Consider the following 22,874-nt stretch of genomic DNA (forward strand, 5'->3'; position numbering starts at 1 on the left):
TGCCCCTCACTTGATCAATGTTACCAATTCCTGGCCAGCGTCAACCAGTTCCTCGTTATTGACAACGAATTGATCTACGATGCCGTCCGCCTCCGCCTTGATCTCGTAAAAGTTTTTCATGACCTCGATTAAGCCGATGACGTCACCCTCCTTGACCGACTCCCCAGTCTGCACGAATTCCGGCATATCCGGGCTAGGTCTGCGATAAAAAATGCCCGGCAATGGGGATACAATTGCTGTTTTCTCTGCCATTTTCACACTCTCCTCCTAGCTCCCGCTTTCAATCATCTGTGCAACCCGCCCGAGCTTGGCCTGCACATCTTTTCTCGCATCCAAGGCTTCTGCCATCGTGACGGAGACAAAGCGCACTTTTTCGTTCGTTTTTATCTGCGCCATGCGATCCAGATCGGTGCTGATCACAGTCGCGATGGTCGCGTAACCGCCGCCCGTCACCGCATCGTGCAAAAGGACAATCGGTTCGACGCCATCCGGCACCTGGATGGACCCGATCGGGTAGCCCAGGTCTGTCACATTGGAAGGATTGCTGCCTGCGCCAAATGGCTGTTCGCGTTCGACGAATTGCAGCCGCTCCCCTCGATGACGATACCCGGTACGATTGGCCTCCGGCGTGACCGTCCATTCGGTAGCCAAAAAAGTCTCTTTGCTTTCTTCCGTCAGTCGATAGCTGCAAAGCCCTACCACAACACGTATCTCATGTGTTTTCCCGTAGGTGGGTATCAGGCTTGCTTCTACGCTGGTACCAGCTGCTACTGACTTCCGAATCATGTCTGCCGTGTGGATCACGTCTCCCTCCGCCAACGCCCTGCCTTCAAACCCGCCGATGCCGATCAAGGTATAGGTCGACCGAGAACCCATGACGAGAGGAACTGCAATCCCGCCCTCTACAGCCAGATACACCCGCGCTCCGCCCTTGACAAAGTCAAAGGAAAGCTGGTCTCCCTCCCGAACCTCCAGCGTCGTCCACATGGGAACAGGCTGTCCATTGATTTTGGGAGGAATTTCGCCTCCTGTCAGACTGATTTTCATCCTCTTGCCAAATTCCAGGACTGGTCCGAGATACGTAATTTCCAACACCGCAGCTTCGGGGTCATTTCCCACCAGCAAATTGGCGACGGTATACGCATATTTGTCCATGGCACCAGAGGGAGGCATTCCAATCTCGTAATAACCGATGCGACCACGATCCTGAACAGTCGTCTGCAGTCCAGGCTTGAGAACCTTAATCATGGTACAACCTCCTTAATGCCCTCTCGGCAAAGCCCTCCAGATCGGCGAGGACCTCTCCCGGCGTAAATTGAATCTCCTTTTTGTGATAGACAAAGCTGCCATCCTCGACTTGCTCACGGATCGCCTGGTACTCCTCTGCCCCTATGCTGCGATAACGGAAAATATCGCCCTGCTTCGGAAAGACGATGGACTCCTGAAAGTCGAACAGCGTCTGATCCTTTTGATAGATTGGCGCGGGCGCAATGCCGTACAATTGGTAGCCGCCTGCTCCTTGAACTGGATAGATGACGGAAAAAGCTCCGCCGAAGCCAAATGCCCGTTCTGGGGTGAACGTACGCGGCCGGACGTATTTGGGAACCTCGATCTGCTTTTCCCGGGGAACCATCTGGAAGCACCAAGGCAACCCGGGAACAAAGCCAATCATCGAGACGAGGAATGGAGCGCTTGTAATCGCTTCGATAAAGGCTTCTGATGAATCATAGCCGTTTATTTTCGCGGAATATTCCAAATCCGTCGAATCCGGATCCTGATGCCTGTCGCGGAATCTCATCAGTGCTTCATGCGTCCAGGGATCGTTGAAATAGACGGGCACATCGACCAGACGAGAGGTGATGGTTATATCATCGAGCCCTTCCATTTCGCGCTCGATTTGCTGCAATCGCGCCATCAATTCCTCAGGCGGGATCACATCCGGATCAAAACGCACCATGTATGAAGCATTGGAGGGACAGATGTCGTATACGCCTTCGAGATTGGCTTCCTTCAGCTTTCGCGTGATGGCTATCCCTTTAAAATTGGCTTCCAAGCTCATCGCTTCGGACAATTGAACAAAGATAAATTCATCCCCGCCATATTCGTAGCGGGTTTGCATCTGGGTAACTTCCTTCACGGCGATCACCTCCATAAACATCTGAAAATCATTGCGTTCAAAACGGATTTTCCAATCAAGATGTCTGCGTCAGTGAAAGATGGGATGCTCTCTCGCGATTCGCTTGCCGATCACGCAAAAATCCGCCATCCTGACCTCTGTGCACCGCAACCAATTCTGCGAGGATGCTTACCGCGATCTCCTCAGGGGAGTCAGCCCCCAGATTCAGTCCGATCGGATTGTACAAGCGTGAGAGTTCATCCTTGGTAAACGTTATGCCTTCTTGCATTAGAGAATTCATGATTCGCTCGCACCGCTTTCTTGGGCCCAACATTCCCACATACGGCGCTTTCGACTGTAAAGCAAAGCGCAATGCATCCTTGTCACGCTCCAGGTGATGGTTCATGATCACCACGTAGGTACATCCCCCGATGGACGCATCCACCATCTCTTGTGGCGAGATCAGCAAACGCTGCTCCGCTTTGGGGAAGCGTTCCGCGGTATTGAATCCGGGCCTCGGATCGACGACGGTCACGGAAAAACCGAGCGTGGCCCCCATTTCGACTAGCGGCAACGCATCATGTCCGGCTCCAAAGACCAGCAATTGCGGTGCTGGCTGATATACGTCGAGAAAAATCTCTCCCCCTTCATCAGGAAGGGCAAGCATGGTTGATTTGGCATGTGAGAGATTCAACTGCTGCTGAGCAAGCTGGGTCGCAAACTTGTTCCAGCCCGGAAGCCCGAGATCGCCAAGTGGATTGCCCCATTGCGGAATGAACATTCTAGCGGGTTTTGATTCCAAACCTTCATCTGATTCTGGAAGAAACAAGGTGCAAAGAACCCCTGATTTCCCCTCCAAAACCGTCCTGCGCCATTCCTGCAAGAGATCATTCTGAAAAACAGCGGGCGGCATCGGTTCTATGTACACCTCGACGGTTCCCGGGCAGCCAAGACCGAGTCCCCATACGAGGTCTTCATCCATGACATACTCTTTTCGCACTGGTTTGGCTGTTTCCATTACATTCAGCGCTATCTCGGTAACGTCTGCTTCCAGACAACCTCCCGAAATCATGCCACGGGATTTTCCCTGCGAATCGATATACATTTTGGCACCCGGATGGCGATAAGCCGAACCCGTTACACGGATCACAGTCGCAAGCGCTCCCCCCAGCCCTGCCATACTCGCCTCCTCGATAGCCCTTGCAATCTCCATCTGCTCGTACATCCGCGCACCTCCTTTTTGTTTACCGAGGGCCCACTCCATCAATCGAGTGGGCGCCTCCTGCAAACCGCGTCAAAGCAAAATGGCTTCCAAAGCCCGCTGTGCATACACACAGCAGAGGTGTCGCCGATACTCTTCTGACGCAAATTGATCGCTGCCCATCTCACCGTCATCGGCGGCCAACGATGCAGCCTGGCGAATTCGCTCTGCAGTCGGAGCGTGCCCCAGCAGCTTATCCTCTACGCTTCTGGCTCGGTATGCCACGTCTCCGGCTCCATTGACCGCCACCCGAATGGTGGAGACAACTCCGTCGGGGTCGAGGGCGGCAATCGCGCATACGCCGACAACCGCATAGCCGGAAGCAGGATGAGCGTATTTCAGATATGTGCTTCTCGCCCCTTCAGGGGGAATCAGAAAGGAGACGGAAGTGAGAAGACTGGTCTCCGGCAGTGCGGTTACAAGTGGGCCCAGGAAAAAACCATCTGCTTCCACGAGCTCTGCTCCATCCTCCCCTTGGATCTCCAGCATGGCGTCCAGAGCGAGTGCGACTCCAGGAAGGTCGGCGGCAGGGTCCGCATGCGCGATATTTCCGCCAATCGTTCCGCGGTTGCGAATTTGGATGTCGCCGATCTGTCCGATGGCCTGAGCGAGTAAGGGCAAGTGTTGGGCGACGAGAGGGTCCGAGAGCACTTGGCGATAGGTCGTCATAGCTCCGATGACGATTCGATTCCCTTCCTTCCGCACTCCTCTCAGCTCCGGGATCTCCCCGATGTCAATGAGTGTTCCGGGTGTCGTCAAGCGAAATTTGAGCAGCGGCACAAGACTGTGTCCGCCCGCCAGCAGTTTCCCTTCCCCGTCACTTTCACGCAAGAGACGGATCGCCTCTTCGACGGAGTGGGCTTGAACATAAGAAAAGGTGCTTGGTATCATTCCTTATCCCTCCCACTGCGAATCGCCCGCCATACTTTTTCAGGGGTGAGCGGCATATCCAACGCGGCTACGCCAAACGGCTTCAACGCATCCATGACGGCGTTGACTACTGCTGGTGGCGCCGCAGTCGTTCCGGTCTCGCCAATCCCTTTGGCACCGAGCGGATTGACCGGTGAAAGCGTTTCGGTAAAAGCCGACTCGATCGGAGGGAAGAAACGCGCTTTTGGCATCGTGTAATCCATAAACGTGCCAGACTGCAGCTGGCCCTGTTCCGTATAGACAGCTCCCTCCCAAAGCGCTTGCCCCACGCCCTGGGCAATTCCTCCGTGCACCTGCCCTTCTGCCAGCAGCGGATTGATCACTCTCCCCACATCATCGACGGCGATGTAACGCTTGATCTCCACCTCACCTGTGCCTTCATCTACCTCCACAACACAAATATGTGTGCCGAACGGATAGACGAAATTGGAGGGATCAAAGAAGGATTGGCCCTCAAGAGCCGGCTCGACTCCTTCCGGCAGATTCCAGGCATAATTAGCAGATCTTGCAATTTGCTGGATCGTCCTGCTTCTCGACAGATCTCCTTTTACCGTAAATTGGCCCGCGATAAACTCGATCTGATCCACGGTTGTTTCCAGTTCATGCGCAGCGATCTTGCGCGCCTTTTCGATCACACGGTCCGTCGCCAGCGAGACGGCAGCCCCGCCGACAGCCGTAGCGCGCGAACCGTATGTACCCCAGCCCATCGAAACGCTTTGCGTATCGCCGGAGACAAGCTCCACATCCGAAAGGGGAACGCCTAATTTCTCGGCTACGATTTGGCAAAACGTGGTAGCAGTTCCTTGGCCATGCGGTGAAGTACCGGTAAAGACGGTAACTGTACCGCCAGGGTGGACGCGGACGGTGCTGTTCTCCCATACGCCGCCTTGAAAGCCGATCGCTCCAGCCACTGCTGAAGGACCGAAGCCGCACAACTCTACATACGTGGAAAATCCAACGCCCAGGTATTTGCCCTTCTGCCGCTGTTCCTTCTGCTCTTCGCGGAATGCCTCGTAGTCGAATATCTCCAATGCTTTATCCAGCGCCTTTTGATAATCGCCGCTGTCATAGGTGACACCCATCGCACTGTTGTAGGGGAAGGCATCATTCGGAACCAGATTGATGCGTCGCACTTCTACCGGGTCCATGCCGATTTTGTCCGCAAAGAGATCGATGGCGCGCTCGATCTGGTATGTCGCCTCTGGCTTGCCTGCTCCCCGATACGCATCTGTCGGCGTGGTGTTGGTGTAGACTCCGTATGTGACGACAGCCGCCTGCGGAATGGCGTACGCGCCTGTGACCATCAAACCGAAGTCTATCGTTGGGCAGCCAGCGCCGAATGTGGACAGATAGGCCCCCAGATTGGCCGTGTTGGTTACGCGAAGTGCAGTGATGCGCCCGTCCTTCGTACCCGCAAGCTCTACTTCAAGCACTTCGTCGCGTCCGTGGCTTGTCGCCATAAAATGCTCCTTGCGTTCCTCCACCCATTTCACGGGCTTTTGGATTTCACGGGCGATGCAGGCGACGACGGCCTCCTCCGTATAGGTGGCGATCTTGGCACCAAAGCCTCCGCCGACATCCGGTGCGATGATGCGCAGCTTGGTCTCGGGGATTCCCAACACATCCGCATAAATCAGCCGATGTATATGTGGATTTTGCGAAGTACACCAGAGAGTCATTTCGCCGCTCCCCGGATTGTACTGGGCGACTGCGCCCCTGGTCTCCATCGGACTCGGGATGACCCGTTGGTTGTAGAGGCGTTGTTTGACCACGACCTCCGCATCCGCGAAGACCTCGTCCGGTATCTCGCCTGCCTTCCACAACAAAGCCAGATTATTCGGCACATCATCATGCAACAGAGCGGCGTCATCCTGCATGGCCAGCTCCTGAGACACGACTGCCGGCAATACCTCGTAGTCCACTTCGATCAGATCGAGGGCGTCTCGCGCCACGTAGCGGTTCTCTGCGATCACCACCGCAACAGCTTCACCAGCGTAACGCACTTTATCGGTTGCCAGTGCAGGCCGATCCTTCGGTTTCAGGTCGCAGCCCGGCAAAAACCACATGGCCGGAACAGCTTTCATTTTTCCTGCCAAATCAAGCCCCGTGAAAACAGCCGTGACACCTGGGAGACTTCTTGCCTTTTCAGTATCCACACGGATGATCCGGGCATGTGCATGAGGGCTGCGCAGGAAGGCGGCATGTACCATGCCAGTCAGCTTGATATCATCTGTAAAACAGCCGTTTCCTGTCAGCAAACGCGGATCTTCCTTGCGTCTGACAGCACTTCCGATCAAGCTAGCCATCGTTACCCTACCTCCTTAAGCCTTCATAGAGTCGGCCATCGCAACTTTTGTTTCCCCTGCTTCCCGTAACGTCTGTGCGGCATGCTTCACCGCGTCCACGATGAACTGGTACCCGGTACAGCGGCAAATGACGCCCTCCAAGGCAAGACGTATCTCTTCCTCGCTGGGGTCAGGGTTTTCATTCAGCAAGCCGATCGCTGCGATCATTACCCCGGGCGTGCAGAAGCCGCACTGCAGCCCGTGCTTCTCCCAGAAGCTCATCTGGATGGGATGAAGCCCTTCTTTGCTGGCAAGCCCTTCGACTGTCGTAATGGATTTTCCATTCGCCTGCACAGCCAAGACGGTACAGGATTTCACGGGATCTCCGTCCAAAAGTACGGTGCAAGCTCCGCACTGGCTCGTATCACAGCCAATATGTGTACCTGTCAGATTCAGTTCCTCGCGAAGATAATGGACCAGGAGCATGCGCGGTTCGATAACGCTTTTGCTCTCCGCCCCATTGACCTTCATCGATACCTCTGCTTGATGGGCCATCGTCACACCTCCTAAAAATCGAAAGCTTACACCTGTGATGTCAACTTCCTCATTTCCGTGTCTGCCGATTTGAAAAATTGTCCCAAGACGAGCTTTGCCACACCACCCATGACGCGTTGACCTACTGAAGCCAGAACCCCTGTCACCACCACCTCCATTCGGCATGTCACCGCAGCCCCGTTCTCCGTCTCGTCCAGATGCATGTGGGCCACTGCGTCCACTTCTCCCGGCAATCCTTTTCCCTTTACTTTCAAGCAGTAGTAAGATGGCTCTTCCTGGTCTGTCATTTGGACCTGTCCGGTGAATACACCCTTTACGGGTCCTACACTCAATCCCATTTCGACGTCGTAACTGCCGTCATCCATTCGGGAAAAGGATTTGCATCCAGGTATCGCGGTTTTCAGGACGTCCTCATTTTGGATCAACTTCCAGACAATCTCCCTTGGTAAAGAAAAGGTATGCGTATAGGAAAGCTGCAAGTAGTATCCCTCCTTGAAAAAATGCCAAGAATTTAATTCGGAATATTTTGATAATTTTCGACATCGCTGTCTTTTCTCCGTGCTTGATACTTTTAAATATAGCAGACAAACATACTTCCTACAACAACGACTCAAAATATTGCAACTATTATGATAATATGAATTAGAAGGATGATTTTACCATCCCAATAAAGGAGACGAGTTGCATGACGAAAACACTCCGTTCGTTCCCGATCGATGCCGTACGCCAGAAGTTCCCGGCCCTCAAACGAACCTTTCAGGGAAAAAGCGCCGTCTATTTGGATGGCCCTGGAGGTTCTCAAGTAGTGAAAAGCTCCATGGACGCCATCTATGCCTACATGGCTAATGGAGGCGCCAATCTGCACGGCTCCTTTCCCTCCAGCCGGGAGACGGAAGCGACGATCGCCGAAGCCCGCGAATCCGTCGCACAGCTCTTTGGTGCCAAGTCAAACGAAGTCGTCTTTGGCGCCAATATGACTACCATCACGTTTGCCATCGCCAGGGCATTGGGACGGCAATGGCAGGCTGGCGATGAGCTGGTTGTCACGGAGCTGGATCATCGCGCTAATGTCGACCCCTGGCTTTCGATCGCCGAAGATCGCGGCATGACCGTTCGCTGGCTGCGGGTTCATCCGGACAGCTTGACACTCGAGCTGGAGGACCTGGATGACATCATCACGCCACGAACCAAGCTGGTTGCGGTCGGCCTTGCTTCCAATGCCGTTGGGACCATCAACGATGTTCCAAGGATCGCCGCAAAAGCCAGAGAGGTTGGAGCGATCATGGCCGTTGACGCTGTTCATGCCACTCCTCATTTTTTTGTGGATCGAGACCAGTTGGGCGCAGATCTTCTGCTTTGCTCTGCCTATAAATTTTTTGGTCCACACATCGGCATCGCCGTCATCCGCGAAGGATTGTTCGAGTCGCTGCTGCCGTACAAGCTGGCTCCTGCTCCCCAACACCTGCCCGACAAGCTGGAAACCGGGACGCAAAACCATGAAGGAATTGCGGGCATCAAGCCTGCTGTCCAGTTTATTGCCAGCCTGGGACAAGGCGAGACGCTGCGGGAGCAGTTCCGAAGCGGGTTTGAATTGATCGAATCCTATGAAAATGCTCTGGCGGAAAAAATGCGCAACGCCCTGCAAGCCATCCCTGAGGTCACCCTGTACCAAGCAGCTCCCGAAGTGCCAAAAACACCGACGATTGCTTTTCGAATCGCAGGCATCTCGCCTCATGAGGTCTGTCAACGCATGGCAGATGAACACGCCGTGTTTGTTGCCGACGGCGACTTCTATGCAATGACGCTCGCTGACAAGCTGGGAATCAATCAGGATGGCGGCTGGATTCGTGCAGGACTTGCTCCTTACAACACGGAGGAAGAAATCGACCGGTTTATCCAAGGCATCCAAGAGATCGTACATACACTTCGGTAATGCAAATATAGAAAACGAGCCCTCAAGAGTTGCCTCTCGGGCTCGTTTCTTATTTTCATGAATGATTTCCAACGTTTACAATTCCAATTTATGAATTTCCAAGAAGTTTGTCGCAAAGTTGCCGGATACGAAGTCTGGATGCTCCAATAGCTTGGAGTGGAAAGGAATCGTCGTATGCACGCCATCGATGATGAATTCTTCCAGTGCCCGCTTCATGCGCGCGATGGCTTCTTCGCGATCCTTGCCCCAGACGATCAGCTTGGCCACCATCGAATCGTAGAAGGGTGTAATTTCATAGCCGGGATAAACAGCGCTGTCAACTCGCACCCCGTAGCCTCCCGGCGGCAGGTAATTGGCTACCTTGCCTGGAGAAGGCATGAAGTTTTTGGCGGGATTCTCTGCATTGATCCGGCACTCGATAGCCCAACCGTTGATCTTCACGTCTTCTTGACGGAAGGAAAGCGGCTTCCCGGCTGCCACGAGAATTTGCTCCTTGATCAGATCAAAGCCCGTAATCATTTCCGTAACGGGATGCTCCACCTGGATTCGCGTATTCATCTCCATGAAATAAAATTGGCCGTGCTTGTCGAGCAAAAATTCGACTGTTCCCGCACCGTGGTAGTTCACCGCTTTCGCTGCGGCGACTGCTGCCTGCCCCATCGCTTCACGCAAGCTCTGATCCAGGGCAGGAGACGGCGCTTCTTCGACGAGCTTTTGGTGTCGGCGTTGAATCGAGCAGTCACGCTCCCCCAAGTAGACCACATTTCCGTGCTTGTCGCCCATTACCTGAATCTCGACGTGTCGAGGCTCCTCTACGTATTTCTCCAGGTAGACCCCTGCATTGCCGAAAGCTGTCTCCGCTTCCTTCTGCGCCTGACGAATGGACTTGCTAAGCTCGTGCTCGTCGAAAGCCACACGCATGCCGCGGCCGCCCCCGCCAGCGGTTGCTTTTACAATGACCGGATAGCCGATGCTTTTAGCGACCTGGAGCGCTTCTTCGATGTCTTCGATCAGTCCTTCTGTACCCGGCACGAGCGGTACATTCGCTGCCCGCATCGTCGATTTGGCTACGGATTTGTCCCCCATTTTTTGGATGGATTCTGCCTCCGGACCGATGAACGCAATCGAGCAATCCCGGCAAAGCTGGGCAAAGGAAGCATTCTCCGCCAAAAAGCCGTAACCCGGGTGGATTGCATCTGCTTTGGTCAACAACGCAATGCTGATGATGCGTGACATATTCAAATAACTGACTTTGGAAGCGGTAGGGCCGATGCAGTATGCCTCATCGGCCAATTGAACATGCAAGGCTTCACGATCCGTTTCCGAATAGACGGCAACCGTAGCCAGACCCAACTCCCGGCAAGCGCGAATGATCCGAACCGCGATTTCACCGCGATTGGCGATCAGTACTTTTGTAAACATCCTTTTACTCCCCCTACTTGTTCTTGACCGCAATCAGATTTCGTCCATAATCGACGAGCTGACCGTCCGCAACAAGAATTTCTTCGACTTCCCCATCCGATACTGCACGAACTTCTTCTGTCAATTGGAGGGACTCGACGTTTAGACGACCAACCAGATCTCCCGTTTTGATTTTTTGCCCGGGAGTAACAGCAGTGTAGAACAAGCCTACAGAGGACGAGGTGATGTACGATCTTTTTTCCACGGATGCTTCTGGCTCTGGGGCAGCTATTGCCTCTTCCAAAGCAGCTGCAGCCTGTTGATAGCCTTCGTTTTCTTTGGTTTCTACGGCTTCCTGTGCAGGTATTTCTGGAGTCACAACGATCGTTGCAGGAGCTGCCTTTTTGATCACGATGCTTTTGCCATCACGCTCCCATTCCAATTCCTCGATTGATGACTGATTCACCAATTTGATCAATTCCCGTATATCATGAAGTTTCATCGCAAGTTATCACTCCTACAATGGGATGTTCCCATGCTTTTTCGCGGGTCGGCTTTCGGTTTTGTGGCGCAGCATTTCCAGCGCTTGCGCCACCTTGGTTCTCGTCTCGCGCGGATCGATGACATCATCGACCATGCCGAGGCTGGCAGCGACGTAAGGATTGGCGAATTTCTCGCGGTATTCTGCGATTTTTTCCGCTCTTGTCGCAGCCGGGTCCTCGCTTTGCTCAATCTCTTTGGCGAAGATGATATTGGCCGCCCCCTCGGGTCCCATCACGGCAATTTCCGCATTGGGCCATGCGTAGACGATATCTGCGCCAATCGACTTGGAGTTGAGCGCCACATATGCGCCTCCGTACGCTTTGCGCAGAATGACCGTAATTTTGGGTACTGTCGCTTCGGAATAGGCGTACAAAATCTTGGCGCCATGGCGGATGATTCCCCCGTGCTCCTGGTTGATCCCGGGGAAGAAGCCGGACACGTCCTCAAAGGTGACGAGCGGAATGTTGAAGCAATCGCAGAAGCGAATAAACCGCGCCAGCTTGTCGGAGGAATGAATATCCAGTCCGCCTGCCATGACCTTGGGCTGGTTGGCGATCATCCCGACGCTGTGTCCGTCGATGCGGGCGAACCCTACGACGATGTTTTTGGCGAACTGCGGCTGAACCTCCAGAAAATCACCGTTATCCACGATCGTCTCGATGACTTTGCGGACATCGTAGACCTTGGTGCTCTCAGCCGGAACCAGCTCCAGCAGTTCCTCCTGCAGCTCACGCCGTATCGCAGTCTCGACAAGAGGCGGTTTTTCCTGATTGTTTTGCGGCAGAAAGCTGAGCAGACGGCGCACTTCTTCCAAGACCTCCTGCTCGGTCTCTCCTGTGAAATGCGCATTACCACTGATGCTGGCGTGCACCTTGGCGCCGCCCAGATTTTCCGCCGAAATTTTTTCTCCCGTCACAGTCTCGATGACTTTTGGACCTGTAATGAACATCTGGCTCGTCTTTTCCACCATAAATACAAAATCCGTAATCGCCGGGGAGTATACGGCTCCACCCGCGCAAGGGCCGAGTATCACGGAGATTTGCGGAATCACTCCCGAATAGATCGCGTTGCGGTAAAAAATCGTCCCGTAGCCGTCCAGGGAGCTGACGCCTTCCTGAATGCGCGCGCCGCCGGAATCGTTCAGCCCGATGACAGGCGCGCCGTTTTTGGCAGCCAAGTCCATCACCTTGGCGATTTTCATCGCGTGCATCTCACCCAACGCTCCGCCGAACACTGTAAAATCCTGTGCAAAAATGTAGACAGGCCTGCCGTGAATTTTTCCATACCCTGTCACGACGCCTTCCCCTGGCGCTTCGATCTGGTCCAAGCCAAAATGGGTGGCGCGATGCTCCACAAACGGATTCAACTCCATGAAGCTGTCCGGGTCAAGCAGCAGCTCGATCCGCTCACGGGCAGTAAGCTTGCCGCGATCGTGCTGGGCATCGATGCGAGCGTCTCCCCCGCCGAGTTGAATCTTGAACTTGCGCTCCATCAATTCGTCGATTTTCTCATGCATTTTGCTCATGGCAGGCTTTTTCACTCCATTCACCTTTTATTGAAAGGATTTTTCGTAGATGGCGATCAACTGCTGGACAGCACTTGTCGCGGAAAGCTCTCCCCTGGCGACTCTCCCCTCCACATCGGGGAGGGCCTTGGCCACTTCTGGATGGCTGTAAAAATGTGCGTGAAGATAATCGGCTGTCATGCTTTGCATCCAATTCAAGGACTGGGCCTGGCGACGAGACTGGAGGAAACCTGAGCGTGTCATCCTCTCACGAAAGTTCTCGATCACGGCCCAAATCTCCGGTATGCCTTCACACGTCAGAGAGGAGCACATGTACGCTTTCGTCTCCCAGCCTGGCGTGGCTGGCTGCAAATAGTGCAGGACGCGGTTAAACTCGCCTTTTGCGATCAATGCCCGATCTTTGTTCTCTCCGTCTGCTTTGTTGATCAAAAGGGCGTCGGCAATCTCGATGACCCCCTTCTTGATTCCTTGGAGCTCATCTCCTGCACCCGTCAGCATGAGCAGCAAAAAGAAATCGACCATCGACCGAACTGTCGTTTCACTTTGGCCCACACCGACTGTCTCTATCAAAATCACATCAAATCCTGCCGCTTCACAGATCAACATCGTCTCTCTCGTCTTGCGGTTTACGCCGCCCAGTGTCCCGCCGGCAGCGGAAGGACGAATAAAGGCATTCGGATTACGCGACAAAAGCTCCATCCTCGTCTTGTCCCCCAAAATGCTGCCCTTCGTTACCGGACTGCTGGGATCGACTGCAAGTACCGCTACGCGATGCCCCTTTTCGCATAACATCATGCCGAACGCTTCGATAAAGGTGCTTTTTCCAGCACCCGGGACTCCAGTAATGCCGATTCGAATCGACTTGCCGGTATGCGGGAGAAGCTGCCCGAGGACTTCCTGGGCTATTTCCATGTGAACAGGAGAATTGCTTTCCACCAAGGTGATTGCCTGCGCCAATACCGACCGGTTATTTTCCAGAACGCCTTGTACATATTGCTCCACAGAAAGCCGGGGACGACGGACCGTAGAGGAAAACGTCAAGAAACTCCGATCATGCTTGGCTTCGCTCATAGTCGGAAGCCTCCAGTCGACGGACGATCTCCTGGATCACGTTCTGTGCAGCCACCGGAATGACCGTTCCCGGTCCGAAAATGGCTGCCGCGCCATGTTCTCGCAGGAAGGCGTAATCCTGTGGCGGGATGACTCCTCCGATGACCACTACGATGTCATCGCGTCCCAGCTTTTTCAGTTCTTCGACCAATTGCGGCAGGAGGGTTTTGTGTCCGGCGGCAAGCGAGCTGAACCCGATGGCGTGCACGTCGTTTTCCACAGCTTGCTTGGCTGTCTCCTCCGGCGTCTGGAAAAGCGGTCCTACATCGACGTCAAAGCCCATGTCGGCAAATGCTGTCGCGATCACTTTCGCTCCGCGGTCGTGTCCGTCCTGACCCATTTTGGCGATCATGATGCGCGGACGTCTTCCTTCCCATTGCTCAAATTCGTCTGCCATTTTGCGCACAGCCGCCACTTCTTCCGCTTCACCGAATTCAGCGCTGTAGACCCCGCTGATCGAACGAATCACTGCTTTATGGCGTCCAACCACTTTTTCATATGCATCCGAGATTTCACCGAGAGATGCTCTGGCACGGGCAGCTTCGATCGCCAAGGCCAGAAGATTGCCTTCCCCTGTCTCGGCACATGTGGTGATCGCCCGCAAAGCGGCCTGCACTCTCGCCTCGTCCCGATTCTCCCGCAGTTCCTTGAGGCGGCGGATCTGCGCCTCCCGAACCGCTGTGTTATCCACTTCGAGAATTTCCAGCGGATCTTCTTTTTCCAAGCGGTACTTGTTGACCCCGATAATCGCTTCTTTGCGCGAATCGATATGCGCCTGGCGACGAGCGGCGGCTTCCTCAATCTTCATCTTTGGCAGACCCGTCTCGATCGCTTTTGCCATCCCGCCCAGGGCTTCGATCTCCTCGATATGCTCCCAGGCGCGCTCCACGAGCTGTGCCGTCAAGGATTCCACATAGTAGGAACCCGCCCATGGATCCACCACTTTGCAGATCCCGGTCTCATCCTGCAAATACAGCTGGGTATTGCGGGCGATGCGGGCAGAGAAGTCGGTCGGCAAGGCAATCGCTTCGTCCAAAGCATTGGTGTGAAGCGACTGGGTATGGCCGAGGGCGGCTGCCATTGCCTCGATGTTCGTGCGAATGACGTTGTTGAACGGATCTTGCTCCGTCAAGCTCCAGCCCGAGGTCTGGGAATGCGTGCGCAAGGCCATCGATTTCTCATTTTTCGGATTGAACTGCTTGATCAGATTGGCCCAGATCAAGCGAGCGGCCCGCATCTTGGCTACCTCCATAAAATAGTTCATGCCGATTGCCCAGAAGAAGGAGAGCCTCGGGGCAAAGGCGTCGATGTCAATGCCAGCTTTCAGGCCTGTGCGAACGTACTCCAGCCCGTCAGCCAAGGTGTACGCCAGCTCGATGTCGGCGGTCGCACCTGCCTCCTGCATATGGTAGCCGGAAATGCTGATGCTGTTGAATTTGGGCATGTGCTTGGACGTATAGGCGAAAATATCCGAGATGATTTTCATCGACGCTTCAGGCGGATAGATATAGGTGTTACGCACCATGTATTCTTTCAAAATGTCATTTTGAATCGTTCCGGTCAGCTTGGACTGATCGACACCCTGCTCTTCTGCTGCCACGATGTAAAAGGCCATAATCGGCAAGACGGCGCCATTCATCGTCATCGATACCGACATCTGATCCAGCGGGATGCCGTCAAACAAGATTTTCATATCAAGGATGGAGTCGACGGCCACCCCCGCTTTTCCCACGTCGCCGACGACGCGGGGGTGATCGGAATCATAGCCGCGATGTGTCGCCAGGTCGAACGCGATGGACAGCCCCTTTTGTCCTGCCGCCAGATTGCGCCGGTAAAAGGCATTGCTCTCCTCTGCCGTAGAAAACCCAGCGTATTGGCGGACGGTCCAGGGACGGGTCACGTACATCGTCGGATATGGTCCACGAAAATAAGGAGGCAAGCCGGGCAAATAGCCAGTGTGGCTCATTCCTGCGGTATCTTCGGCTGTATACAACGGCTTCACGGGAATTTGCTCCAGCGTTTGCCACAACAGCTCATCCAGGGATACGCCTGCCTCATCTTTGGCTTTTGCTTCCCATTCCGGAACCGATGACAAAGATTTATGGGAACGATACTGTATTTTTGTAAAATCAGGCTGCTTGCTCATGACATCACCCCTATACGTTCCTGAAGGTCGTGAAGCATCTGGTAAGCGTTCGTCCGGACATGAATCCAGTCATCCACACCGGCAGCCCGGTATTCGTCCATCTGCTCCGTCCCAGGCAATCCAGCCAAGAGCAGGACGACCTCCGGCCTGGCTGCCTTGATTCGTTGCGCGAAGGGTACGACAATACTGGGATAGCTTTCGTCATCCGAGCAAATGGCGACCACTGGCGCACCCGAGGCGATCGCCTCAGCGGCTGCTTCCTCTACGCTCGCTGCGGGAGCAGGACGAAGGACCGCAAAGCCGCCAACCGCAAAAAATTCGGCACTAAAGTCGGCACGGGCCTTATGCTTCGCAAGCGCTCCCATGGATGCCAGATAAACCGTCGGACGATGGCCGTTTTTCTCCCGGTATTGATCGGCTCTCTGGCGCAGGCCCTCGAAGGCTTCTGCTGCGCGTTGCTTGCGGAGCGGACGTACAGATGTCGGAGCATATTCTGTCGACAAAACAGCCTTCGCCAGCGTCCTCAGTGTTGCCCCGGCATGGACAGCCTGTACCGCTTGCTCGATCCATTCAGGAGATGTGATACGGGTTTGCTGCAGCGATTGCAAGAGCGTCGCTTGGATGGAGGCGTCTGCTTGCTGTGCGGCGCCACGGATGAACTTTTCCTTTTCAAGTGGCGGTTCTTCGATATTGGGGTACATATTGGTTCCGACGATCCGGTCTTTTCGCTGCGCGATATTCTCCGCTTTCTTTGCGGCGACCTGCTCGATCTGCGCTTGCACGAATCCGCTCTTGATCGCACTCAGCATCCCGCCTAGTTCCTCTACCTGCTGGAACAAGCCCCACGCTTTTTGCGCGATCTGATCGGTCAGCCACTCGACATACCAGGAGCCGCCAGCGGGATCGGCGACCTTGGCGAGATGCGCCTCTTGTTCCAGAATAATTTGAGTATTGCGGGCAATGCGCCGCGAAAATTCATTGGCAGGTCGGATCGCTTCATCGAAGGCAGAGACGTGAAGGCTGTCGATTCCCCCAACAATCGCTGAAAATGCTTCTGTGCTTGCACGCAGCATATTGACATATGGATCGAGAACCGTTTTGGTCCAGGCAGATGTCCTCGCGTGAATATTCATTTTTTGCGCTTCAGGACTTCCTCCATATGCCTCGATGATCGTAGACCAGAGAAGACGAGCGGCTCTCAGCTTGCTGATTTCCATAAAAACCTGAGAACCGATGGAAAAGGAGAACTGCATCTTGGGCGCGATCTGCTCGATGGTCAAGCCCCGTTTCAACAACTCGCGGATATGCTCGACTCCGGCAGCCAGACCGAACGCCAGCTCCTGCACGGCATTCGCGCCTGCGTTGTGGTATGGATGCGACATGACGTGAATCGTCCGCAGTCCGGGAGCATGCTGATTCGCCCACTTGACCACGGCAGCCATGTCTTCATAGGCATCTTGCAGGGGACATGGAAGCTGGCCATCTGCGATGAGTGTCCCGAGCGGATCCGACCCGACAAAACCCTTGAGGCAGGTTGTCTCTTGGCCGGTCTTTTCCAGATGGGCCAAAAGTAACGTTAACATGGGTAAAGTCACAAAACCGGTGTGCAAAAACAACGGATATTTTGCAAGGTCGACGCCTGCCAACGCGACATCCATATCTTCTCGGCAGAAAATGGAGACGCCGTGATTGTCGCGTGCCATGCCTGCGCCTGTATCCTCGTCTTGATCGAGCAAAGCGGCATGATTCAGCAACAGGTTCACCGTCGTCTGCCCGCGCTCCAGATCATGTTTGATGGTTTTGTTGAACGCTTCAGGCGTTGCTTCCCCGATCTCTTGGCTTACTTCCCAGCCTTTTGCGGCAACACCAAGCGCCCGGGTTCCCCGTATATACGGCGCAGCACCCGGAAGTCCCGTCAGATGTGCCAGGTCCTTCACATCCTCCTCACGATAAATCGGCTGCAGGGTAATTCCTTCGTAGGTTTTGGTAAGTAGTTTGGCATCGAATGAAGCGCCTTTCAGCGATTTTTCCGCTTCCTCTCGCCACTGCTCATAGGTCGGTACCGCAAATTCCTGAAACAACCTCTTATTGCTCATCGATTGATAGCCCTCCCCTCTATGTCCGCTGCTTATTTGCCAATCAGTCCAATTTGACCATAAACAAAGGCTGTCCCGGCTCGACCAATTGTCCGTTCTCGACCAGAACCTGGACGATCTCCCCCGACACTTCCGCCTCAATTTCATTGAACAGCTTCATCGCTTCTACGATGCAGACGACGCTGGACGCGTGCACCCGATCCCCCACTTTGACGTAGGGAGGAGCATCCACCGCGGGGGCAGCGTAGAAGGTCCCGACCATCGGAGAAACAATCTTCTGTATATTTGCGAAATGGCTTTGAGCGCTATCGACTGTTTCGCCTGCGGTTGAACGCGGAGCTTCTTGAACGACCGCTCGCTCTGTTTGTGCATGGGTCACCGCTGGGGCGACAACAGCGGGAATTGCTACTGGTGTCTTGGACGAACTGACTGGTTCTGCTTGCACAATCGCTGTCACTTGTGCACCGGGAAAACTTCTCTTGATGCTGATGCGCGATTGGTCATCCTTCACCTCAACAGACTCAATATCTGTTTGTTCCAACAATTTTACCAGTTCTTTCACTTCATATATGGTTAGCATCGTCATTCCTCCTGAACTCCCGAGACCGACTGGTTGGTCTGTATACGGTTACTTTACCATGAGGTGCCTTCCTTTGTACAGACCAACTAGTTGGTCTGTTGTGTGATTTTCTTCACTCTCTGTAAAAAAAGCCCCGCTACACCTGTTCAGGAAGAGCGGAGCCTATTTTTCATACGACACCAAGCTGCCCTACCACAGCTTGCCTGGAAAATCATGTTGCTGCAAGAAAAAGCGAGCGTACCTCGGGTTTTTCATCGCGTCTGGCTGCAGGATCGAATGCAAAACCATGTCCGCATAAATATCAGCGATTTGCTCGATCGAATACGTACCTGTTTTTTGATACCATTTGTAGATCCAGTTGACCATCCCAAAGATGGCCATCGAGACAATCGTCACAGGCAGCTCGGGACGAAAATCTCCGCTTTCGATGCCTTCCTGGATCACGGTAAACATCATTTTCTTGTATTGGTCCCGCTTGCTCTCAATCTCGGAGAAATATTCGGGAGCCAAAAACAAGCTCTCCTGATAAAAAATCGTCACCTGCGACCGATAGAGATCAATCATCATCACAAAGGACTTGACGATGGCTTGCAGCCGTTCCGGAGGCGTCTCCCACTGCTCGTAAGCCTCCTGCGCCTTTTCCAGTACATAGGAGATAAACTGGTCGTGGATGATATAGAGAAGCTCATCCTTTGACTTGAAGTTATGATAGAATCCGCCTTTGGATGTTCCGCTCTCTTTTACGATCTGATCTACCGTCACCCGATGATACCCATGCGCTTCAAACAGACGCATGGAAGTCTCGATGATTCTTTCCCGAATCGATTTCTCGCTCATTATCTTCACCCGTGAACATTATAGCATAGATAAGCCATCGTCAGTCTTTCTCTATGGATTCTGACTAGACACTGGGGCAATCCCGAAGTATTCCTCCATGGTCAAGCCGCTCTCCACAATCGCCTTGGAAGTTTCCACCCCTACATAGCGCATGTGCCATGGCTCATAGATATAGCCAGTGATTGCTTCTTTTCCCTCCGGATAGCGCACGATAAATCCGTAATCCGCTGCGTTCTCAGCCAGCCAGATCGCTTCCTTCGTCCCGGCAAAACAGCTGCTGGCTGCGCATTTGCCATCGATGCCAGAGATGTCGATGGCAAGCCCTGTCTCATGCTCGCTCGTACCGGGATACGCACTGTAGGTTCTCGCCTTTTCCAGCCCATCCTTTTTCACGTAGCGGTTAAACAGGTCTTTTTGATAGGCGTGAGGGCGGTATGCGGAAACTCCTGCAAGCTGAATCCCGTCCGCTTTGGCTGCGGCAAACATTTGCTCCAAGGCAGTCGCTGCTTCCTGACGCATTTTCCTTCTCTCGCTTTTTTCCGGCAGAAGATACGGCACATTCGGAAAGACCAGATCTGGCGGCTCGTATGATTCCGGCAATTTATGCTGCTTGTTTACCAGCACGGCCATGCTTGCCGGCTCCGCTACGACCTCCAGATCCAGACCCGCAGGTATTTCCTCTTGCTCGCTTGTTCCTTGCTCCTGTGGCGCAGCTTCAGCCGGCTTGCCTGCTTCTTCCTCTTGCGAAGGCTTCACATCCGTCCCCTCCTGCTCTTCACTCGTTTGTGGAGGCTGCTCCTCTTGCGCTGGCGGTGGCGTCACCGTTTCCTGGGGCGGGGACTGTATCACCTCGCCGCTTGCTGCCTGCCCGCTGCAGCCTGTCATGGCAAGCAAGACCGCTGCTCCAAGCAAAAGGGCTGAACCTCTTTGTTTCCACACTCTCTCCATGCTTTCTTGTCCTTTCAAAGGAAGATCTCTCTATTTTTTTTCAAATAGACGCAGGTACTCTCCGAATCCTTCTTTTTCCAGATCCTTTTTGGGGATAAATCGCAATGCTGCCGAATTGATGCAGTACCGCAGTCCATTGGGACCTGGACCGTCTTCAAAAACATGTCCCAGATGGGAATCTGCTTCGCGACTGCGCACCTCCGTGCGGATCATGTTGTGGCTCAGATCGATGTGCTCTGTCACCTGCGACTGCTCAATCGGCTGGGTAAAAGAAGGCCAACCGCAGTGGGAATCAAACTTGTCAAGCGAACTGAACAGCGGCTCGTTGGAGACGATATCGACGTAGATTCCTTCCTCCTGATGATTCCAGTACTCATTGGAAAAAGGCGGTTCCGTCCCGTTGTTCTGTGTCACATGGAACTGCATCGGAGTCAATCGTTGCTTCAATTCTTCCAGGCGGTTCGTATCGCGCCACGCTTCCTTTACGAATGAAGCACGACCGGATGCAGCCTGATAATACTTGTAGCGAAGCGGATTTTTCTTGTAGTAATCCTGGTGGTACTCTTCAGCTGGGTAAAAAGGTTTCGCAGGCAGGATCAGCGTAGCGATCGGCTTGTCGAAGCGTTGGCTCTGTTCCAAAAGCCGCTTGGATTCCAGGGCTTGCTGATGCTGCTCCTCGTCGTGGTAAAAGATCGCCGGGGCATAGGACTGTCCACGGTCAGCGAACTGTCCGCCAGCATCGGTGGGGTCTATTTGCCGCCAGAAGATTTGCAGGAGCTGCGGATAGGAGATCAACGCAGGATCGTAGGTGATTTGAACGGCCTCGTAATGTCCTGTCGCACCGCTGCATACCTGTTCATACGTGGGGTTCTCGACCTCTCCCCCTGTATATCCGGACACGACGCGAATGATGCCCGGCATCTGGTCAAATGGCTTCACCATGCACCAGAAGCATCCTCCTGCAAAGGTTGCGACACGGTAATTGCTAGTATGATCGCTCAAGTAATTCGCCTCCCTTGGCATTTCCTTGCAAGTGTATACGACTGATTTTACATGGAAATCCATGAGAAGACCACTCCTCAGTTGTTCAGCAGGGTCCGATCTCCCAGCAGGAGGCCCTTCTTACGCAGCTGACGTGTGATGGCATTCTATAGCCAAGCCTTTTTTAAGAGCTTTACGCCAAGCTGGATTTCATCACATGATAAATTGCTGAAACCAAGTTTAATCATGGGTCTGTCAGTTTTGTTTTCCATGAAGAAAGGAGTAGTAGGATAGACTTTAACCCCCTGTTTGGAAGCTTGTTGAATAAGCCACTCTTCTGAATGTTCCAAGTGTACTTTCACTAGTACGTACAAGCCCGACTGCTCGCCAATGATAGATATATTTTGCTTGAAATGATTCCTTAACTCCAAAACCAAGTGCTGCATTTTGCGTTTATAAACGTGCCGCATGCGTTTAATATGGCGATTCCATTCCCCTTGTTCCATAAATTTCGCCATTGTGAATTGGCTGAGCAGCGAAGTGGTGCTCTCGAACCGTTTGAACTGATTTTTATAACGGTTGAGAAGCGGCTGAGGCAATACCATATAACTTAAACGAATTCCAGGAAGAAAGCACTTTGAGAAATTTCCGAGATAAATCACTCTCGCTGCATCGATGGAAGCGAGAGCGGGAAAAGGCTGTTGGGTATAGCGAAACTCACTGTCATAATCGTCCTCGATAATGTACCCCTGCCTCTTGTTTGCCCAATGGATCAGCGCATGTCTTTGTTGAATAGGCATGCTTACCCCGTACGGACTGTGATGGGATGGCGCCACATAAACGATTCGAGATTTCATCTGTTCCAGATGTGAAAAATCAGCGCCTGTCTCATAAACGGGCAACGTTTCAAGTGTAAAACGATTCAGCTGAAAAGCTTCCCTGGCGCCGTCATAACCAGGATCCTCCACGATCATGCTGGAAAAATCATGTTTCAGGACATGACCGAGGTATACGAGCATTTGTTGGGTACTGCTTCCGATAATAATGGAATGCGGGTCTGTTCTCACCCCGCGAGACTGAAGTATATAGGCTGCGATTTGTTCGCGGAGGCACAATTCGCCAAAAGGTTCCCCGTATCGAAAGCTGTCCTTTGCCGTTAATACTTGATTCGAGATTCTCCTCCATGTTTGTAAAGGGAAATGCGATTGATCGACGACGTCTGCACGGAAATCAATGTGAACAGATGGTATCGGCTCTGTTTGCTTGGGAATAGAAGAACTGCGAGCCTCCTGAAAGGAAAGGGGCTCTAATTCATTTGCAAAATACCCTTTGCGCCCTTTTCCGCGAATATAGCCTTCTGCAACGAGCTGCTCGTAAGCCATTAATGTGGTATTGCGGCTTACTTGAAGGGATTGTGCAAGATAACGAATGGAGGGCAATGGCTCCTCCGCCTTAATGTCGCCATGTTCAATCAATAATTTGAAATGCTCGTAGATTTGTTTGTATTTAGGCGCTCGATCCGTCAAAGCAAATATGGTATTTATCATTTTATCCCTCTGACATGTTCATTTTTTCAGTATTGTACCTTTTTTCATGTCAGTTTGGATACTATCATTCCGTGTAAGGA

The 22,874-nt window shown here is 53.3% G+C and carries 20 protein-coding genes; 1 reads left to right on the plus strand and 19 read right to left on the minus strand.

Annotated features, from left to right (window positions below; translation table 11 throughout):
• Positions 1-6: 6 nt before the first annotated feature.
• The 8 genes from T458_RS30430 to T458_RS30465 form a co-directional block, all read right to left on the minus strand.
• Positions 7-252 (minus strand): acetyl-CoA carboxylase, encoded by a 246-nt coding sequence (locus T458_RS30430; protein ID WP_023554255.1) that lies wholly within the window; start codon positions 250-252, stop codon positions 7-9.
• A 15-nt stretch (positions 253-267) separates the two neighbouring features.
• Positions 268-1,248 (minus strand): 5-oxoprolinase subunit C family protein, encoded by a 981-nt coding sequence (locus tag T458_RS30435; protein WP_023554256.1) that lies wholly within the window; start codon positions 1,246-1,248, stop codon positions 268-270.
• Positions 1,241-2,119: a 5-oxoprolinase subunit B family protein gene (locus T458_RS30440; protein ID WP_031305303.1), complete on the minus strand. Its 879-nt coding sequence runs from the start codon at positions 2,117-2,119 to the stop codon at positions 1,241-1,243. The genes T458_RS30435 and T458_RS30440 overlap by 8 nt, the downstream gene beginning before the upstream one ends.
• Positions 2,120-2,192: 73 nt before the next feature.
• Positions 2,193-3,380: an XdhC family protein gene (locus T458_RS30445; protein WP_084567898.1), complete on the minus strand. Its 1,188-nt coding sequence runs from the start codon at positions 3,378-3,380 to the stop codon at positions 2,193-2,195.
• A 30-nt stretch (positions 3,381-3,410) separates the two neighbouring features.
• Entirely contained in the window at positions 3,411-4,268 is an 858-nt protein-coding gene (locus T458_RS30450; protein WP_023554259.1) for an FAD binding domain-containing protein, read from the minus strand.
• Entirely contained in the window at positions 4,265-6,613 is a 2,349-nt protein-coding gene (locus tag T458_RS30455; RefSeq protein ID WP_023554260.1) for a xanthine dehydrogenase family protein molybdopterin-binding subunit, read from the minus strand. The genes T458_RS30450 and T458_RS30455 overlap by 4 nt, the downstream gene beginning before the upstream one ends.
• 15 nt (positions 6,614-6,628) lie before the next feature.
• Complete coding sequence (locus T458_RS30460; protein ID WP_023554261.1) at positions 6,629-7,147, minus strand: (2Fe-2S)-binding protein; 519 nt, start codon at positions 7,145-7,147, stop codon at positions 6,629-6,631.
• 26 nt (positions 7,148-7,173) lie between these two features.
• Positions 7,174-7,626, minus strand: a complete 453-nt coding sequence (locus T458_RS30465; RefSeq protein WP_023554262.1) for an SRPBCC family protein — start codon at positions 7,624-7,626, stop codon at positions 7,174-7,176.
• A 206-nt stretch (positions 7,627-7,832) separates the two neighbouring features.
• Here T458_RS30465 and T458_RS30470 point away from each other — a divergent pair, with 206 nt between their 5' ends.
• Positions 7,833-9,080, plus strand: coding sequence for a cysteine desulfurase-like protein (locus T458_RS30470; RefSeq protein ID WP_023554263.1), 1,248 nt, complete (start codon positions 7,833-7,835; stop codon positions 9,078-9,080).
• A gap of 75 nt (positions 9,081-9,155) precedes the next feature.
• Here the strand turns inward: T458_RS30470 and accC are convergent, their stop codons facing one another.
• The 11 genes from accC to T458_RS30525 form a co-directional block, all read right to left on the minus strand.
• Positions 9,156-10,502, minus strand: coding sequence for an acetyl-CoA carboxylase biotin carboxylase subunit (accC, locus tag T458_RS30475; protein ID WP_023554264.1), 1,347 nt, complete (start codon positions 10,500-10,502; stop codon positions 9,156-9,158).
• 13 nt (positions 10,503-10,515) lie between these two features.
• A complete protein-coding gene (locus tag T458_RS30480) occupies positions 10,516-10,983 on the minus strand; it encodes an acetyl-CoA carboxylase biotin carboxyl carrier protein (RefSeq protein WP_023554265.1) in 468 nt (155 codons plus the stop codon).
• A gap of 15 nt (positions 10,984-10,998) precedes the next feature.
• Positions 10,999-12,540, minus strand: a complete 1,542-nt coding sequence (locus T458_RS30485; protein ID WP_031305305.1) for an acyl-CoA carboxylase subunit beta — start codon at positions 12,538-12,540, stop codon at positions 10,999-11,001.
• Positions 12,541-12,576: 36 nt separating this feature from the next.
• Positions 12,577-13,620: a methylmalonyl Co-A mutase-associated GTPase MeaB gene (gene meaB, locus T458_RS30490; protein ID WP_023554267.1), complete on the minus strand. Its 1,044-nt coding sequence runs from the start codon at positions 13,618-13,620 to the stop codon at positions 12,577-12,579.
• A complete protein-coding gene (gene scpA / locus T458_RS30495) occupies positions 13,601-15,805 on the minus strand; it encodes a methylmalonyl-CoA mutase (protein WP_023554268.1) in 2,205 nt (734 codons plus the stop codon). Before scpA ends, meaB begins: the two co-directional genes overlap by 20 nt.
• The gene (locus tag T458_RS30500) at positions 15,802-17,901 is read right to left on the minus strand and encodes a methylmalonyl-CoA mutase family protein (RefSeq protein ID WP_023554269.1); all 2,100 of its coding nucleotides are present in this window, start codon (positions 17,899-17,901) and stop codon (positions 15,802-15,804) included. Before T458_RS30500 ends, scpA begins: the two co-directional genes overlap by 4 nt.
• Positions 17,902-17,944: 43 nt before the next feature.
• On the minus strand, positions 17,945-18,481 hold the full coding sequence (gene accB / locus T458_RS30505; RefSeq protein ID WP_023554270.1) for an acetyl-CoA carboxylase biotin carboxyl carrier protein: 537 nt from the start codon (positions 18,479-18,481) through the stop codon (positions 17,945-17,947).
• Positions 18,482-18,670: 189 nt separating this feature from the next.
• Entirely contained in the window at positions 18,671-19,318 is a 648-nt protein-coding gene (locus T458_RS30510; protein ID WP_023554271.1) for a TetR/AcrR family transcriptional regulator, read from the minus strand.
• A 51-nt stretch (positions 19,319-19,369) separates the two neighbouring features.
• Positions 19,370-20,266: a M15 family metallopeptidase gene (locus tag T458_RS30515; protein ID WP_031305306.1), complete on the minus strand. Its 897-nt coding sequence runs from the start codon at positions 20,264-20,266 to the stop codon at positions 19,370-19,372.
• 30 nt (positions 20,267-20,296) lie between these two features.
• Positions 20,297-21,268, minus strand: coding sequence for a peptide-methionine (R)-S-oxide reductase MsrB (gene msrB / locus T458_RS30520; RefSeq protein WP_031305307.1), 972 nt, complete (start codon positions 21,266-21,268; stop codon positions 20,297-20,299).
• Between the two features lie 146 nt (positions 21,269-21,414).
• Complete coding sequence (locus T458_RS30525; protein ID WP_023554274.1) at positions 21,415-22,794, minus strand: MocR-like pyridoxine biosynthesis transcription factor PdxR; 1,380 nt, start codon at positions 22,792-22,794, stop codon at positions 21,415-21,417.
• Between the last annotated feature and the right edge of the window lie 80 nt (positions 22,795-22,874).

Source organism: Brevibacillus panacihumi W25 (assembly GCF_000503775.1).
GTDB classification, from domain to species: Bacteria; Bacillota; Bacilli; order Brevibacillales; family Brevibacillaceae; genus Brevibacillus; species Brevibacillus panacihumi_A.